Here is a 16651-nt window from a genome sequence, read left to right on the forward strand (position 1 = left end):
GCTCCTTTTTGTCACTCTCATAGAACGGAAGCCAAGGAGCATTATGGCCTTAAGAGCGCAATCGGTCCGAGAAAGTCAATCTATCGATAAGCGAACACATCCCCGCTTTACGGCGCAGTTTCGAAGTACCTTTTCCGGGGGCCAGCGCGAGGGACAGGGGAAGACGTTGGATCTCTCGGACGGGGGTTGCCGAATCGAAAGTGAACACGTGGTCGTCCTCGGCGCGACATTCGAATGCAGAATCCACGTGCCGGGTTTGAACTGGCCACTTCGCATCGATGAAGCACAGGTTCGGTGGGTAAAAGGAAACGCGTTCGGCGTCCAGTTCACTTCCATCCAGCCTACGGAACGGGTAAAGCTGAAGCAAGTCATCGCGCATCTGACCCTTCAATAGTCTTGCCTGCCTTGTATTGTCCGCGCGCGATCAGTGATTATCTGACTCGCGTGGAGTCGGCAAACTCGAGTTCAAGTCGAGTTCCGTGATATACGTGATTCACGGAGACGGTCTGCGCCTTCAGCCCGGAGATCATATGGAACACAATATCGCCATTTTGGCCGGCGGATGCTTCTGGTGTCTTGAGGCCGTATATGACCAGCTGCAAGGAGTGCATTCCGTCGAGTCCGGATACATCGGAGGGAAAACGGAGAACCCGACATATGAGGCGGTCTGCGGAGGACAAACGGGGCATGCTGAAGCCGTGAGGATCACATTCGACCCGCGAGTGCTCGACTATCGAACATTGCTGCAAATATTTTTCGTCATCCATGACCCGACAACACTGAATCGCCAGGGCCATGACGTTGGAACTCAATACCGATCTGCGATTTTCTACCAGACGCCTGAGCAGAAGCGGATAGCGTACGAAACGATCGCCTTGCTCACAGCACAACAAATCTATGCGAATCCGGTCGTGACGGAAGTCGTTCCGGCTGGACGATGGCACGAAGCTGAGCCCTATCACCAGGAATATTTCGCCCGAAATCCCTTTCAAGGATACTGCACGGCAGTGGTTGGACCGAAGGTGGCAAAGTTTCGAAAGCAGTTCGCGGACAAGCTGAAATCCTAGTATCAACCCGTCGCACTTATCTCCGCAATTTCAACCAATCGGAAACGCGCTGTGCGGCTCGCCCCAACAGAGCCGGCTTCTGCGTGATTTGCTGCATCGTCAACAGCACTTCAGCTTGTGGCGGACAAAACGGCCATTCGATCATGGTCTTCCCTTGAACCTTCGCCAGAATGAGCCCGTCGACTCGTTCCACTGGCTGTGTAATCACCATCAAGGGGTCCTCAGGGTCAAGAAGACAGGAGCCATCGAATCTGGCGCGGTCATAAAGAAGCGGATGCGCCAGAGGAACCGTAATAGAACCTTCCGAGAAGATGGTGTCTCCTTCCCGAATGGGGCCTGATGGCGCGATGGAGTAAATGATCAGCGGCGTTACGATCATCAACAGCACAACCAGTCCCATGGCCCACAGCGGGGGGCCAGAATCCGGCCGGTCATCGGGAAAGGAAGGCATGGATGTGAGATTCAGGCAGACGTCTCGTGTTCTTCGTCAAGCCAGGCATCCTGGTTCCCGCCATCTTCACTCAAGTCCAGAGAGGAAAAGTCAAATAATCGTCTATCCAGCAAGAGGGACGGGGCGACATTCGACAAGGCCGCGAACATACTGTCCGTACATCCCGGGATGCGCTGTTCCCAGTTACGCAGGAACTCTTTGACTTCCTTGCGCTTGAGATTTGGTTGGGAGCCGCACAGATCGCAAGGAATGATGGGAAACCCCCGTAGCTCGGCATAGCGAGCCAGATCGGCTTCCCGGACCGCAGCCAAGGGCCGAATGACCACGTGTCTCTTATCCTTGGACAACAACTTCGGGGGCATGGTCTTCAGTTTCCCTGTAAACAGCAGATTGAGCAACAGGGTCTCGAGAACATCGTCCCGATGATGGCCCAGGGCAATCTTTGTCGCGCCCAGTTCTCCGGCGATGCGATAGAGATGACCTCGTCTGAGCCGTGAGCAGAGAGAACAGGTCGTTTGGCCTTCCGGAATCAGGCGCTTGACGATCGAATAGGTGTCGCGGGCTTCAATATGAAAAGGCACCCCTAAAGCAGTAAGATACTCCGGCAATACTTGAGCCGGAAACCCTGGTTGCTTCTGATCCAGGTTCACGGCAATCAATTCGAATCGAATCGGAGCCTTCTTTTGAAGGACGAGTAACAAGTCCAGCAGCCCATAACTGTCTTTTCCGCCGGACAAGCACACCATGACCCGGTCGTCTGCTTCGATCAAACCATAGTCGCCAATCGTTTGGCCGACTTGACGCAGCAAGTGAATCTGAAGTCGCTCCGTGGCTTCGTCAAATTTTGACGCGAAGGCGGCGCGATCGGGCGAGTGCGGCATGGGCCGCATTGTACAAGCTCAATTGCGAGTCTGTCGATCTTCGCGAGAGGCAACTCCGACAGTTCTGATGCTTTGGGGCGTCGATTCGCTTTCCACGTCTGATTGCGGCGAACTTCTCCACGGAGGTCGAAGGCTGGGACCGGATCCATGCAGAGTGCGTCCGCAAGGCTCCCAGTTCGTTCTTGGACGTTTGGTGACAAATTTTTACCATGAAACAGAAAAGCCGACCCGCGAGGCCGGCGATGGCCTGGCCCGGCCTGCTATATTTTATCTGTCACTCGCGAAATCCCGCGGTTGGGCTGGCGAAGATCGACGACAAGGGGAACATGAATCAGCATTCCGGTCGAACGGAACCTCTGTGGGCGACATGGGGAGACGAACGGCTCCTGGATCTTCCGATCAGGCGGTTGGGCGTGAATCTTCACAGCCCATTCTTGACCGCACAGATTGAACGCTTGCATCAGGAGCTCGAAGCCAAGCGGCTGAGGTTTCGTCCGCATTGTTGGCTGTCGAACGAGTGGTTTACTCCAGACGGAGTACCGGGGATCGCCATTCCGTTCTATCTGGCCCATCCGCGATTGATCAAGCTGGAACTGAATCAGATGCTGGAGGTCGAAGGCGGCACGTCTGAATGGTGCATGAGAATTCTTCGCCACGAAGCAGGGCACGCGATCGAAAATGCCTACCGGATCAGAAGGCTGCATAGCCGTCAGCGGATTTTCGGACGGTCATCGGAGCCCTATCCGAAATATTACAGCCCCCGTCCCTACAGCCGGAGTTATGTGCGGCACCTGGACCTATGGTATGCGCAAAGCCATCCCGATGAAGACTTCGCCGAGACGTTTGCCGTCTGGTTGACCCCTGACTCGATGTGGGCCGACCGTTACAAAGGGTGGCCCGTGCTGCGCAAGCTTCACTACATGGATGGTCTCATGCGGGACCTCGAGGGAGTCGCACCGAAAGTGACGACCACGGAGACCGTCGATCCGGTGCATTCCCTCAAGCGAACATTGCGGGAACACTATGACCGCAAGCGAGTCCACTACGGGATCGAACGCCCGTCGTCCTACGATCCGGACCTGAAGCGACTATTTTCCGAAACGTCCCTGCACGCGGATCGGACGAGCGCGGCCGTATTCTTGAAGCGCTTTCGACGGGAAGTCCGCCGTAAAGTCGCCGGATGGACCGGCGAATACCAGTACACGATCGATCAGGTCCTTGAAGACATGATTCTCCGCTGCCAGGAATTGCGGTTGAGAGTTCCTTCTCCGGAAGAGCAGGTCAAGCTGGATTTTACGATTCTGCTTACCATGCATACGATGAACTACCTGCGAAGCGGACGCCATAAGGTGGCCGTATGAGGCGACTCAGAATACTGGTATTGATGCATGAGGACCTCGTCCCCCCGGAGCACTTGACCGGACAGGACGTGAAAAGTGTGCAATGGAAGACCGAATACGATGTCGTCAGCACGCTCCGAAAACTCGGCCACGACGTCAGACCGTTGGGCGTCAAGAGCGATTTGGGAGCCATTCGGACCGCGGTCGATGAATGGAAGCCCCACATTGCGTTCAATCTCCTGGAGGAATTCGACGGGGTAGCGGTCTACGACCAGAACGTCGTGTCGTATCTTGAGTTGCTCCGGGTCCCTTATACCGGATGCAACCCTCGCGGACTAATGCTTGCCCGCGACAAAGTTCTGTCGAAGAAACTCTTTTCGTTTCATCGTATTCCATTCCCCGATTTCACGGTCGTGCCGCTGGGACGAAGCGTCAAACGGCCGAACTGGCTGTCGTTTCCACTCATCGTGAAATCGGTGACCGAGGAAGCGTCGCTTGGTATTTCCCAGGCGTCTATCGTGGAGGACGATGAGAAACTCAAGGAACGGGTGGCCTTTATCCATAATAGTTTGGAGACGGCGGCGCTCATCGAGCGCTACATCGAAGGACGGGAATTCTATGTCGGTGTCACGGGCAACGGACATCTTCATGTCTTTCCGGTATGGGAGCTGAGAATGGACAGGCTTCCTGAAGAGGCACGGCGCATTGCAACCGAGCGTGTCAAATGGAGCCGCAAGTATCAGGAGAAATACGGGATCACGTCCAGGGAGGCCAGAAACCTGCCAGGCGGGAAAGCCGAAGAAATCCAGCACCTGGCGAAGCGTGTCTATCGGGCATTAGGGCTCAGCGGATATGCACGTATTGATATGCGCATGGACGAAGTCGGGCGATTGTACGTACTGGAGGCCAACCCGAATCCCCAAATCGCACAAGACGAGGACTTTGCCGATTCAGCCGGCAAAGCTGACTATCAATACAAAGATCTGCTGCAAGAACTGCTCAGTGTTGGACTTCGCTGGCGGCCTACCAAAGCCGCCTAAGCCCCTTTCCCATTCATTTCGTGACGCGGCAATCGCCTGAATCTATTCTTCGGACAGTCCCGATCCCCCGTCCATGAGTGTTTCAATCGAACGGCCTGGGTTCCGCTACCGAAAAGGCCTGGAAGGAATTTGGACGAGATACGTATCAATGAGTATGTGATGAGGAGGAATCAGGCACCTGTCACGGACCGAAGTTGAATCCGAACAGCAAGGTCACGCTCGTGGTGTCGTGGTCCGGCAGTGATGGGGAGAGGTTGATGTCATGCAAATTGACGATCAGGCTCGACGTCAACGCGATCTTTCTGGCAAGTTGATATTCCAGCGAGAGGCCGATGGGAAGGTACCAGCTTGTATCATTGCGATCGATGCTGCCGGGTCCCGTCCCCTTATCCAGGTCCACATGGATCAAGCCGAATCCGATAAATGGAACCAGATTGATACCATTGTCCAAACGAAGGTGATATCGTGCCGCCCCGGCAAACGCAATCTGAAAAAGGTCTCCCGTCGGCGTGAGCAACATCATCGGTCCCACGGAAAAATCCCGATCGAAGTAGTAGTCCAAGTTAAAGCCGAGGGTAAACACGGTATTGTTCACGGTCCCGGCGGTAAATCCGAGACCGCTGCCGAACCCCCAACGGTCATCGGCAAGAGCCGGCCGGCTTACGACCATCGAACCGGTGAGGATCGCAGCGACAATCGACGTTCGAATGAATAATGATGAAAGGAATGAGGGCATGCAGCGCGGCATGCTAACACAGGGGGCACACACCAACAAGCTGCTTGAGCGGGAAAACGAGCTGAGCTATTCTCGCCTCAACAGTGGACGGCCGTGTGATGCCGGTAAACAGGAGCCTAGTCCATGACGCCCAACGAAGCGGCCGCGGCATTGATCGCGGCATTGCCCAAAACCGTCACTCCCTCAAATCTGGAAGAATATGGAATCGAGGCAACGACGGAACGAGCGCAACAGATCTCCTGTGAGCTGCTGTGCCTGAATCTGTTTTGGATCTCCGCCGCCGTCGCTGCGCACATCCCCAAAAAGTATCAGCCGCTTGTAGGGGAACTCGTTCTCCAAGCGGTGGGATCCTGGTGGACACCGACTCCTCCCTTGGGCCCTATCACATGGGAATTATTTCTTGCCGAATGGGAAGATCGGTCTCGACGGTACGATCAGGTGCTGCAAGAGTCGGGGAATACCCTGGCGGTTCACACAGAAGCGACAGAGTATTTGGAGGAACAGCGGATCGTAAGCCAGGATGAACGCGGCAAGCTCCTTGCTTTTTTCTTGGACTCAGTGCCGGTCGACGGCTACGGCCAAGTGCTGCAAGATATTTGAAGGAACTCCGGGAAACTACAAGTAGCGGTGGCTCCGGACCTTCCCGCCGCCGTCCAGTTCATAGAGCAAGGGCGCTCCGGTCGGAATGTTGAGTTCCAGCACCTGTTCGCGCGACAGCTGCTCCAACTCCATGACCAGGGCGCGCAGACTGTTCCCGTGGGCGGCGATGAGGATGGTCTCCCCCTTGAGAAGGTGGGGCTTGATCGTCTTTTCATAGTACGGCAGCACCCGCTCGGCCGTATCCTTCAAGCTTTCCCCGCCCGGCGGGCGGACATCATAGCTGCGACGCCAGATTTTTACCTGCTCGTCGCCGTACTTTTTAGCGGTTTCCGCCTTGTTCAGCCCCTGGAGGTCCCCGTACATTCGTTCATTCAGGGCCTTGTCCTTTTGAATCGGAAGCGCCGTTTGCCCGATGGTTTCCAGCGCGAGGCGCAATGTTTCATTGGCTCTCATCAATACCGAAGTGAACGCGCGGTCGAAGGTGAAGCCTCGGAGTTTTTCACCCGCGTTTCTGGCTTCCTGGATTCCGCGTTCCGATAACGGGACGTCAACCCATCCCGTAAAGCGATTTTCGAGATTCCATTGCGATTCTCCGTGCCGCAGCAATACCACCCGGGCCATAGCCATGCTCCTCAGATCAAGTGCGTTGCCAAAAACTACACAAGGATACTGGATCGTGACTTCAAGTCAAGCATTGCTTTCGCGAAGGCAGGGCAGTACCATGCCGCTCGTTTGCCTCAAGAAGAGTCTGTGCCCGGCATGAATTCCATCCATTCCCCTGGCGGCAATCCCGATGCCCTCGAGACCTGGTGGGTCGCGCTGGCCGAGCGTCTGTGCGTGGCAGACCGCGCGCGGGTGTTCCTCAGCGGCGTGAAGTCCGGCAATCTGCTGCAGCGCATTGAACAAGTCGGCGGCCAGGTCGAATATGTTCTCTTTGTCATGGTGCGTTATTGGGTCCCCACCGTCCTGCCGCCGCCCGGACGCGAGCGGCTCACCAAGAACGACCCGGACTACTGGCTGGAGTCAGAGCAGATTCTGAAAACCGCGGCCGCACGACTTCGCGAACTCAAACCCATCATCGAGCTCCTGACGACGCCCCACCAGCAGATTGATCCTGCCGCGGCGAGTCAGGGCAACCCGTCACCCGTCATGGAATTGGAACTCGCCAACGTGGTCGAAGGATTGGCTGAAGCCGCTGGAACCTACGGAGGGCCCGATTACACGTCAATCGTCAAGGCGTTTGATCCTGTCCCTCTCAGGCAAACCCAGCCGTTCAAGCACAACAAGAAACATAGCGCGGAACTCTGGGTTGTTTTTCTGCTCCGCGAACATTTCCGGAGCCTGGGTTTGGGAAAGGACCGCTACTGGCCTCTGATCGCGCCGCTGTGCACGGCCGCCGGAATCTTGAATGCCAATGGGCAGGCGTACGGTCCGGACGAACTCAAGTCCTGGTGGCAAAAAAATTGGCCCAGGACGTATACGCGATTGGACCAAAAACAAGAGGCGGCCGATTCGGGCGGCGCGGCGTATGAACAGGATTTTGCATGGTTTCAGGGGTGGATACGCTGGCAGCAACGACGATGATCGCGGCCGGTCGCTACGTTTCAATCAGCGCCGCCGGTTTGGCGGGCTTTACAGGTTGACGGTCCTTGTCCGAGAGCTCTTCTTGGGCCATCTTGAACATGACCAGTAAGAAAAGCACATAGAATGCGACCCCGACCCAGACGACATAGGATTGGACTCCGCCCGTCTCCCGGATCGCCTGTTCTCGCTTTGCCGGATCTTCTCCGCTCTTGCGTTTGATCTCACCGATCTGTTCGCGGCAATGCCAGTAGTAGACGTAATTGCCCGTTGCGCCGGCCATGATGCTCCACACGATGCCGACCGTGACATCTCCGGTCAGATACGTGGAAACCATCGGGCCGATGGCATAGACCATCGCGTAGAGATACATCTTCCGGTACAGAAACCAGAGAAAGGAGATGAACAGGAAGGCAGGCCAGTTCCACGTCAGTGCGAACTGGGGCGCCTGCGCCGACCCGAACTTTTTGAATTGCTCAACATACCGATCCGCATGGGGGCCGATAAAGGCCTTCCACAGCTCTACGTCGGTCAGGGTCGTGCCCTCAGCCGAGGAAAAAGCCGGTTGGGTCTCGACGGCCGAAGAAAGATTCGCTCCGCACTGGTAGCAGTATTTGGAATCGTCCTGATTCTGTTGCGTGCACTGAGGACAGGGTTGCATCGGCTGAGACTATCACATCGGGAGACTGGCTGGGAGGGAGGCTTCACGGTTGCTTTCAGGGGCGTCCTATGCTAGCGTCCCTTTCTTTACAAGGGGATACGACTGTCATGCCCACGGAAGAACTCAAGAACACGTCCGATCAGATCTTGATGGGCACCTACACCCGTCAGCCGATTTCGATCGTGAGAGGCCGCGGGATGAAGGTCTACGACCTCGAAGGACGGGAATACACCGACTTCGTCGCCGGGGTGGCCGTCAATGTATTGGGACACGGCCATCCGGATCTCGTCGCGGCCATTCAGAGGCAGGCGGCTCAACTCATCCATGCGTCCAACCTCTATTATACCGAGCCGCAGGTAAAGCTGGCCCAAATGCTCGTTGATCACTCTTTTGCCGAGAGAGTCTTCTTCTGTAACAGCGGTGCCGAGGCCAATGAAGCGGCGATCAAACTGGCTCGGCGCTATTCCCACGGCAAGTACGGGCCGGGTCGGCATGAGATCGTGACCATGAAGAACTCGTTCCATGGCCGTACGATGGCGACGCTCACGGCGACGGGACAGGACAAAGTGCAGAAGGGATACGAGCCGTTGCTGCCCGGCTTTTCCTATGTCGAGTTCAATCATTTTGCGAAGCTGGAGCAGGCCATAGGGGACAAGACCGCGGCGGTCATGATCGAACCGATTCAGGGTGAAGGCGGCGTGCACGTCGCCGATCGTGAATATCTCAAGGCGGTGCGCGAACTGTGTACACGCCGGGACATGCTTCTGATTTTCGACGAGGTGCAAACCGGTATGGGGCGCACCGGGACACTCTTCGCGTACGAGCAGTTCGGAGTCGAACCGGACATCATGACCTTGGCCAAAGGGCTCGGCGGAGGCTTGCCGATCGGCGCGTGCCTCGCCAAGGATTCGGTGGCGCAATCCATGCCGCCGGGTTCGCATGGGTCCACGTTCGGCGGTAATCCGCTTGCGTGTGCAGCGGCCCTGGCGGTGTTCCGCGTGTTGCTCGAAGGCCGGGTGCTCGATCATGCCCGACAGATGGGCGACTATTTGGCAAAAGGGCTTCTCGAATGCAAGGACCGTCATCATGCGGTGCGCGCGGTGCGGGGGCTCGGCCTCCTGCAAGGAATGGAAGTGGAGATCGACGCCAAGAGCGTCGTCAGCGAATGTTTGCGGCGTGGCATGCTCATCAATGCGACCAGTGAGCGCGTCTTGCGATTTATCCCCCCGCTGATTGTCACCGAGCGTGACATCGATCGGTTGATCGAGGTCCTGTCTCACGTATTCAACCGGCATACGATGGAATCGCCGGGACATTGACCGTCTGGGTATCCGAATGACGCGACGATCTCGCCGCACGTCTGGATTGGGAAAAGATCTGCTGGATGTTGCGGCGATCCCGCGCGGCGAGATCGAATACCTGCTGACCCTCGCGGCCCGCTTGAAGGACAAGCAGCGTCGAGGCCTCCCCCATCCGTTGCTCCAAGGCAAAACCCTGGGACTCCTGTTTCAGAAGCCTTCGACGCGCACCAGAGTGTCATTCGAAGCGGGCATGAATCAGCTGGGCGGCCATGCGCTGGTCCTGCCGATGGGCGACATTCAGCTGTCACGCGGCGAGAGCGTCGCCGACACGGCGCGGGTATTGTCCCGATATCTGGACGGGATCGTCATCCGCACCTACAACCATGCGACCGTGGAGGAGTGGGCCGCCGAAGCCACCATGCCGGTGATCAACGGATTGACCGACCTGAGCCACCCGTGTCAGGCCCTGTCCGATTTGCTGACGATCCGCGAAAAAAAAGGAAGGCTTCGAGGCCTGAAGATCGCCTACGTGGGCGACGGCAACAATGTCGCGAACTCGCTCATCGAAGCAACCGCGAAGACGGGCATGACGATCGCGCTCGGCTGTCCGTCCGGCTATCAACCGGACCAACACGTCATCGATCGGGCGAGGCTGGAAGCGGCCGGTACGGGAGCCGCGATCGAACTGGGGCATGATCCGCAGATCGCCGTCAAGGAAGCCGACGTGATCTATGCCGACGTGTGGATCAGCATGGGTCGTGAACGGGAACAGGCGCGACGACTCAAAGTGCTGGCTCCCTACCAGGTGAACGCCCGTCTCGTCGGCCGGGCGAAGCCCGACGCCATCGTCATGCATTGCTTGCCCGCCCACCGGGGTGAAGAAATTACCGAGGAAGTGCTGGACGGTCCGCAATCCGTCATCATCGATCAAGCCGAGAACCGGTTGCATATGCAGAAGGCCATTTTGACCAGGCTCCTGGGGAAAAGGAAACAACGCGCATCATGACTCGCCCTATCAAGAAGGTGGTGCTCGCCTATTCCGGCGGGCTCGATACGTCGGTGATCCTCAAGTGGCTTCAGGAAACCTACGAAGCCGAGGTCATCGCGTTCTGTGCCGATCTCGGACAGGGAGAAGACCTCAAGGCCGTCAAAGCCAAGGCGCGTGCACTCGGAGTGAAAAACGTCTACGTCGAGGACCTTCGCGAGACGTTCGTCGCGGATTATGTGTTTCCGATGTTGCGCGGCAATGCGATGTACGAAGGGTCCTATCTCTTGGGGACCTCGATCGCCCGGCCGTTGATCGCCCGCCGTCAGGCTGAAATCGCCTTGAAGGAAGGGGCCGAGGCCGTCTCTCACGGCGCCACCGGCAAGGGAAACGACCAGGTCCGGTTCGAGCTGACCTACACCGCGCTGGCTCCCCGACTCAAGGTCATCGCCCCATGGCGGGAATGGAGCATGAGGTCCCGCCGGGAATTGATCGAATACGCCGAGCGGCACCATATTCCCGTCACGGCGACGAAGGCCAAGCCGTACAGCATGGATCTGAATCTGTTTCACGTGAGTTACGAGGGGGGCATTCTGGAAGATCCCTGGGAAGCGCCGCCGGATGAAATCTTTCAGATGACGGTCTCACCGGAACAGGCGCCGAACCGGGCGATCGAAGTCGCCATTGGCTACGAAGCGGGAAATCCCGTGGCCGTGGACGGAAAAAACATGAGCCCGGCCCGGCTGCTGGCCCACCTCAACAAGCTGGGTGGAGCGCATGGGATCGGGCGCGTCGATCTCGTCGAAAACCGCTATGTCGGCATGAAGTCGCGCGGTGTCTATGAAACGCCGGGAGGCACGATTCTCCACGTCGCCCATCGGGGGCTCGAATCCCTGACGATGGATCGGGAGGTGCTCCATCTCAGGGACAGCCTGATCCCACGCTACGCGGATCTGATTTACAACGGATACTGGTTCAGTCCCGAGCGGGAAATGATTCAGGTGGCGATCGATGAGGCCCAGCGAGACGTGACCGGCACCGCGCGGGTCAAGCTCTATAAGGGGAACTGCATCCTCGTCGGTCGGCGGTCGAAACAGTCGCTCTACCGGCTCGATATCGCCACGTTCGAGGAAGACGAGGTGTACAATCAAAAGGACGCGGAAGGCTTCATCCGTTTGAACGCCTTGCGTCTGAAAATCCGGGCGCAGCGGAAGAAGGCCTCGTCCTGATGGCCGGCAGGGGCAACCGTCAGCGCCGGGCCGCAGCCGGAAAAGCCTGGGAAGGGCGGTTCCGCGAAAAGACGAATCGGCTGGTGGAGGCCTTTACCGGGTCAGTCGGCGTCGACGGCCGCATGTATGCCGAGGACATTCAGGGCAGCATCGCCCATTGCAAAACGCTGAGAAAGGCGGGTGTTCTCTCGGCGGCCGATACCACCGCCATCGTTCGCGGCCTGGAAGCCGTTCAGACCGAATTGGACCGCGGACGGTTCCGATTTTTACCCGAAGACGAAGACATTCATATGGCGATCGAACGGCGATTGACGGAGATGATCGGTCCGGTCGGCGGGAAGCTGCATACCGGTCGAAGCCGAAACGATCAAGTCGCATTGGACATCCGGCTCTATCTCCGCAGTCATTTGGGGCATCTGCAGGAGGCATTGCAAGAGTTTCAACGGGTCCTCGTCGCCAAAGCGAAGGCCAATCGCACCGTCGTCATGCCGGGCTATACGCATCTGCAGCGGGCTCAGCCGATACTCTTTGCGCATCACCTGTTGGCCTATGTGGACATGATCGCGCGCGACAGGAGCCGGTTGGAGGATGCCTATGCCAGGCTCAACGTCATGCCGTTGGGATCGGGAGCCTTGGCCGGGACGAATTATCCCATAGACCGCCGCTACACGGCGGGGTTATTGGGATTTCCCGCCGTGACGACGAACAGCCTCGACGCGGTGTCCGATCGCGACTTCATGATCGAAGTCGCCGCCGCTCTGTCGATCGTGATGATGCACCTGTCCCGCTTGAGCGAAGAATTGATCGTCTGGTCGTCGCAGGAATTCCGGTTTGTGGATTTACCGGACGGGTTCTGCACCGGCAGCAGCATGATGCCGCAAAAGAAAAACCCGGACGTACCGGAACTCATCCGCGGCAAGACCGGCAGGGTGTATGGGCAGTTGATGAATCTGTTGACCACCTTGAAGGCGTTGCCGCTGAGTTATAATAGAGACCTCCAGGAGGACAAACCGGCGCTGTTCGATGCACTGGAGACGGTCATGTCCTCGGTGCGGGTCATGGCCGAATTGATGCGGCGATTGAAGATGAATCGAGAGGTGCTGGAAGAAGCGGTTCGGAAGGGCCATCTGCTCGCCACCGAGTTGGCGGATTATCTGGTGGCGCGGGGCGTGCCGTTCCGCGAGGCTCATGCGGTCACCGGCCGCATCGTCCGAAGCGCGGTGGACAGCAAGCGGGAGCTGTCCGATTTTTCCCTGGAAGAATTTCGGACGTTTTCCGACCGCATCGAAAAGGGAGTGTTCACCCGTCTGTCCGTTCCGGCTGCGATCGACCGGAAGGCGCAGGTCGGCGGGACGGCCAGGGTGCGAGTCGAACAGCGCATCAGGGAGTTGGAGCGGTCGTTATGACCGTGCGATGGCTCCTGTGGCTCTCAGTCGGGCTTTCCGCGTCATGCGGGACGGTCGGAGCCCCCATCGCACCTGAGAATGTGGGGGTCGCGGTGACCATCGAACAACAGAAACGCCTCGACGCTTCGGGGGGGCCGAGGCCCGGCGCCGTCGCTCCCGTGGAGCGTCGTGACTCCGATCCTGTCCCGGAAGGTCAAGACGTGAATTTGCCGCCATTGCGGCCGGTTGGCGGCCGATAGCGGCCGAGAAGGCATTACAGGATTGTCCCTGGCCGGGTTGGAAATTTTGAGCGAGGATTTTCAGAATGCATAGCTTCGAATATCGCCACGGTGAACTCTATTGCGAGCAAGTGCCGGTCAGCCGGATCGCCAAAGAGGTCGGCACCCCCTGCTATGTCTACAGCCACGCGACGTTGACCCGTCATTTCCGAGCCTACGACGGGGCCTTCAAGGACATTCCGCACGTTGTCGCCTTCGCGATGAAGGCGAATTCCAATCTGGCGATCTTGCGTCTGATGGCCAAGGAAGGCAGCGGAGTCGATATCGTCTCCGGCGGAGAACTGTTTCGCGCGCTAAAGGCCGGGGTGCCCCCGTCGAAAATCGTATTTGCGGGAGTCGGGAAGAGCGCGGACGAGATTCGCGATGCCTTGAAGGCCGGCATCCTGATGTTCAACGTCGAGTCGTCCGCCGAACTCCGGGCAATCGACGGAGTGGCGGCCTCCGTCGGGAAAAAGGCGCGGGTGGCTTTGCGGATCAATCCCGATATCGATCCCAAGACCCATCCGTATATCTCCACGGGACTCAAGAAAAGCAAGTTCGGCATCGCCGCGGACAGGGCGTTGGAGGAATACAAACTGGCGTCCTCGCTGGACCATATCGAAATCGTGGGCGTCCATGCCCATATCGGATCGCAATTGACAGAGGTGACGCCGTTTGTCGAGGCCTTGAAGAAAGTCGTGGCCCTAGTCGAATCTTTGAAGGCTCAGGGCATCGGAATTCAATACCTGAACGTCGGAGGCGGTCTCGGCATTACCTACTCGGACGAGAAGCCGCCGCTGCCCAAGGACTTGGCCGAGGCCATTTTCCCCTTGGTCAAGGACCGGAATCTGACGCTCGTGATGGAGCCCGGCCGGGTGATCGTGGGCAATGCCGGCATTCTCGTGACGCGCGCGCTGTATCAGAAGGACGGAGAGGCCAAGCGCTTCGTGATCGTCGATGCGGCGATGAACGACTTGATCAGACCCAGTCTCTACAGCGCGTACCACGATATCCGTCCCGTCTCGGAATCGTTGCTGGCCAGGCCCAAACATTCTGTCGACGTCGTCGGACCCGTCTGCGAGTCCGGAGATTTCCTCGCCAAGGATCGCACCCTGCCCGAGGTGAAGCCGGGCGATCTCCTGGCCGTCATGAGCGCGGGCGCCTATGGGTTCGTGATGGCGTCCAATTACAATTCCCGACCGCGGGTGCCGGAGGTCCTGGTGAAGGACGCCGACATTCATGTGATCCGCGCGCGGGAAACCTACGAGGATTTGGTGAAAGGCGAGACGATCCCCTCGTTTTTGAGCTAAGTGATCGGCGGCTCGACTGTTTACCAGGGAAGAAGTGCCGGAAAGCGCCGTCCCCAAGGGGGCTTGGCAAAGGAGCCATCATGTTTACCGGTTCATTAGTGGCCATCGTCACGCCGTTCAAGAGCGGCAAGGTGGATGAGAAGGCTTTCGGCGACCTGATCGAGTGGCAAATCGCCAGCGGTACGAATGGGATTGTTCCCTGCGGGACGACCGGAGAATCCGCCACGCTGTCGCATGAAGAGCATCATCGGGTCGTGAAGCTCACCGTCGAGGTCGTCCGGGGTCGTATTCCGGTCATTGCCGGAGCCGGTTCCAACAGCACGGCGGAGGCGATCTCCCTGACCAAACACGCCAAAGAAGCCGGGGCCGACGGGGCGCTCCTGATCACTCCGTACTACAACAGGCCCACGCAGGAAGGCTTATATCGTCATTACAAGGCCATCGCCGAGGCCGTCGATTTGCCGCAGGTGCTCTACAATATTCCCGGGCGGACGGGCGTGAACATGCTGCCTGCGACGGTGGCGCGTCTGTGCGGGATGAAGAACATCGTGGGAATCAAGGAAGGCAGCGGTTCCGTGCAACAGGCCTCCGACATCGTCATGCATTGCCGTGAACGGTTGACGGTTCTTGCGGGCGACGATTCCCTCACCCTTCCGATGATGGCGGTCGGAGCGAAAGGCGTCATCACCGTTGCCGCGAATCTGGTTCCCTCCGAGATGGCGAAGCTGGTGTCGACATTCTTATCGGGACACCTTGAAGAGTCACGCGGGATCCATTTCAGATTGTCCCCGCTCTTTGCCGCGTTGTTCTATGAAACCAACCCGATTCCCGTCAAAGAAGCATTGGGTCTGATGGGCAAGATGACCCCTGAATTGCGGCTGCCGCTCTGTCCCATGGGGACCGAGACCAAGGCGCAACTCACGGGCGTGCTCAAGGACCTGAACCTTGTCTAACCGCTGATCGATCCATTCTACCGTCTATGACCAACGTCATCATTGCAGGAGCTGCCGGGCGAATGGGCTGCCGCCTCGTTTCCCTGCTGAAAGAATCGACGACCCTGAAGCTGGCCGGCGCGATCGAGGGTGCCAAACATCCGACCCTGGGACAGGATGCCGGAGAAATCGCCGGATGCGGACGAGCGGGAGTCCCCATTACCGATGACCTCCCCTTGCTGCTCGAACGGGGCGACGTGGTCGTTGATTTTTCCTCTCCCCACGCGACGCTGGACCATCTCCGTGTCGTTGCGCAACACCGCCGGGCCATGGTGATCGGGACAACCGGGTTTTCGGCTTCCGAAATCCAACAGATCCGTGACTTTGCCGCTCAGATTCCCTGCGTGCTGTCCCCCAACATGAGCGTCGGCGTCAACCTGATTTGCAAGGTCATCGCAGAGATGGCGAAAACGCTGGGCGATGGGTACGATATTGAGGTGATTGAAGCGCATCACCGGCTCAAGAAGGACGCGCCAAGCGGCACAGCATTAAAGTTGGCCGAAGTCCTGGCGGACGCCGTCGGCCGGAACCTTGCGCAGGTGGGGGTATACGAACGGAAGGGATTGATCGGTGAGCGCAAGAACACGGAGATCGGGATTCAGACAGTCCGTGCGGGCGACATCGTCGGCGACCATACCGTTCTCTTCGGAGGCATAGGCGAACGGATCGAAGTCATCCATCGGGCCAGCAGCCGGGATACCTTCGCGAGTGGAGCTCTTCGTGCGGCTGGCTGGGTGGCTGGGCGGCAGCCAGGTTTGTACGATATGATGGATGTGCTGGGATTGCGTTGAGTTGACGGAGCGCGCCACCTCAA

19 protein-coding genes are annotated in these 16651 nt (G+C 58.1%); 14 read left to right on the forward strand and 5 right to left on the reverse strand.

Annotated elements, in window-relative coordinates; translation table 11 throughout:
* Window positions 1–43: 43 nt before the first annotated feature.
* Window positions 44–394, forward strand: a complete 351-nt coding sequence (locus NSJP_RS06905) for a PilZ domain-containing protein (protein WP_080886179.1) — start codon at window positions 44–46, stop codon at window positions 392–394.
* Between the two features lie 136 nt (window positions 395–530).
* Complete coding sequence (gene msrA / locus NSJP_RS06910; RefSeq protein WP_080886180.1) at window positions 531–1067, forward strand: peptide-methionine (S)-S-oxide reductase MsrA; 537 nt, start codon at window positions 531–533, stop codon at window positions 1065–1067.
* A 16-nt stretch (window positions 1068–1083) separates the two neighbouring features.
* Here the strand turns inward: msrA and NSJP_RS06915 are convergent, their stop codons facing one another.
* Together NSJP_RS06915 and ttcA are read right to left on the reverse strand one after the other, a co-directional pair.
* Entirely contained in the window at window positions 1084–1518 is a 435-nt protein-coding gene (locus NSJP_RS06915; RefSeq protein ID WP_172834214.1) for a hypothetical protein, read from the reverse strand.
* Window positions 1519–1529: 11 nt separating this feature from the next.
* Window positions 1530–2408 carry a tRNA 2-thiocytidine(32) synthetase TtcA gene (gene ttcA, locus NSJP_RS06920; protein WP_080886182.1) on the reverse strand — a complete coding sequence of 293 codons (879 nt, stop codon included), beginning with the start codon at window positions 2406–2408 and terminating at the stop codon, window positions 1530–1532.
* A 317-nt stretch (window positions 2409–2725) separates the two neighbouring features.
* Here ttcA and NSJP_RS06925 point away from each other — a divergent pair, with 317 nt between their 5' ends.
* Window positions 2726–3760, forward strand: coding sequence for a putative zinc-binding metallopeptidase (locus NSJP_RS06925; protein ID WP_080888530.1), 1035 nt, complete (start codon window positions 2726–2728; stop codon window positions 3758–3760).
* A complete protein-coding gene (locus NSJP_RS06930) occupies window positions 3757–4779 on the forward strand; it encodes a D-alanine--D-alanine ligase family protein (RefSeq protein ID WP_080886183.1) in 1023 nt (340 codons plus the stop codon). Before NSJP_RS06925 ends, NSJP_RS06930 begins: the two co-directional genes overlap by 4 nt.
* A 181-nt stretch (window positions 4780–4960) precedes the next feature.
* On the opposite strand, the gene NSJP_RS06935 is transcribed toward NSJP_RS06930, so the two are convergent.
* Window positions 4961–5515, reverse strand: coding sequence for an outer membrane beta-barrel protein (locus NSJP_RS06935; RefSeq protein ID WP_172834215.1), 555 nt, complete (start codon window positions 5513–5515; stop codon window positions 4961–4963).
* Window positions 5516–5638: 123 nt separating this feature from the next.
* Between NSJP_RS06935 and NSJP_RS06940 the strand changes: the two genes are divergently transcribed.
* Entirely contained in the window at window positions 5639–6115 is a 477-nt protein-coding gene (locus tag NSJP_RS06940; RefSeq protein WP_080886185.1) for a hypothetical protein, read from the forward strand.
* Window positions 6116–6130: 15 nt separating this feature from the next.
* Here the strand turns inward: NSJP_RS06940 and NSJP_RS06945 are convergent, their stop codons facing one another.
* Window positions 6131–6736, reverse strand: coding sequence for a 2,3-bisphosphoglycerate-dependent phosphoglycerate mutase (locus NSJP_RS06945; protein ID WP_172834216.1), 606 nt, complete (start codon window positions 6734–6736; stop codon window positions 6131–6133).
* A 138-nt stretch (window positions 6737–6874) separates the two neighbouring features.
* Here NSJP_RS06945 and NSJP_RS06950 point away from each other — a divergent pair, with 138 nt between their 5' ends.
* Window positions 6875–7699 carry a hypothetical protein gene (locus NSJP_RS06950; RefSeq protein WP_080886187.1) on the forward strand — a complete coding sequence of 275 codons (825 nt, stop codon included), beginning with the start codon at window positions 6875–6877 and terminating at the stop codon, window positions 7697–7699.
* A gap of 13 nt (window positions 7700–7712) precedes the next feature.
* On the opposite strand, the gene NSJP_RS06955 is transcribed toward NSJP_RS06950, so the two are convergent.
* Window positions 7713–8357 carry a DUF2628 domain-containing protein gene (locus NSJP_RS06955; RefSeq protein ID WP_080886188.1) on the reverse strand — a complete coding sequence of 215 codons (645 nt, stop codon included), beginning with the start codon at window positions 8355–8357 and terminating at the stop codon, window positions 7713–7715.
* A 107-nt stretch (window positions 8358–8464) separates the two neighbouring features.
* Between NSJP_RS06955 and NSJP_RS06960 the strand changes: the two genes are divergently transcribed.
* The 8 genes from NSJP_RS06960 to dapB all read left to right on the forward strand — a co-directional run bounded on the left by NSJP_RS06960 (window position 8465) and on the right by dapB (window position 16628).
* Entirely contained in the window at window positions 8465–9676 is a 1212-nt protein-coding gene (locus NSJP_RS06960) for an acetylornithine transaminase (RefSeq protein ID WP_080886189.1), read from the forward strand.
* A gap of 16 nt (window positions 9677–9692) precedes the next feature.
* On the forward strand, window positions 9693–10664 hold the full coding sequence (argF, locus tag NSJP_RS06965; protein WP_080886190.1) for an ornithine carbamoyltransferase: 972 nt from the start codon (window positions 9693–9695) through the stop codon (window positions 10662–10664).
* Window positions 10661–11872 carry an argininosuccinate synthase gene (locus NSJP_RS06970; protein WP_080886191.1) on the forward strand — a complete coding sequence of 404 codons (1212 nt, stop codon included), beginning with the start codon at window positions 10661–10663 and terminating at the stop codon, window positions 11870–11872. The genes argF and NSJP_RS06970 overlap by 4 nt, the downstream gene beginning before the upstream one ends.
* Window positions 11872–13278 carry an argininosuccinate lyase gene (argH, locus tag NSJP_RS06975; RefSeq protein WP_080886192.1) on the forward strand — a complete coding sequence of 469 codons (1407 nt, stop codon included), beginning with the start codon at window positions 11872–11874 and terminating at the stop codon, window positions 13276–13278. Before NSJP_RS06970 ends, argH begins: the two co-directional genes overlap by 1 nt.
* Window positions 13275–13517 (forward strand): hypothetical protein, encoded by a 243-nt coding sequence (locus tag NSJP_RS06980; protein ID WP_080886193.1) that lies wholly within the window; start codon window positions 13275–13277, stop codon window positions 13515–13517. Before argH ends, NSJP_RS06980 begins: the two co-directional genes overlap by 4 nt.
* Window positions 13518–13582: 65 nt before the next feature.
* Window positions 13583–14845, forward strand: a complete 1263-nt coding sequence (lysA, locus tag NSJP_RS06985) for a diaminopimelate decarboxylase (RefSeq protein ID WP_080886194.1) — start codon at window positions 13583–13585, stop codon at window positions 14843–14845.
* A gap of 80 nt (window positions 14846–14925) precedes the next feature.
* Entirely contained in the window at window positions 14926–15798 is an 873-nt protein-coding gene (gene dapA, locus NSJP_RS06990; RefSeq protein ID WP_080886195.1) for a 4-hydroxy-tetrahydrodipicolinate synthase, read from the forward strand.
* A 26-nt stretch (window positions 15799–15824) separates the two neighbouring features.
* Window positions 15825–16628 carry a 4-hydroxy-tetrahydrodipicolinate reductase gene (gene dapB, locus NSJP_RS06995; RefSeq protein WP_080886196.1) on the forward strand — a complete coding sequence of 268 codons (804 nt, stop codon included), beginning with the start codon at window positions 15825–15827 and terminating at the stop codon, window positions 16626–16628.
* The last annotated feature ends 23 nt before the right edge of the window (window positions 16629–16651 follow it).

It is taken from the genome of Nitrospira japonica, assembly GCF_900169565.1.
Taxonomy (GTDB): domain Bacteria; phylum Nitrospirota; class Nitrospiria; order Nitrospirales; family Nitrospiraceae; genus Nitrospira_C; species Nitrospira_C japonica_A.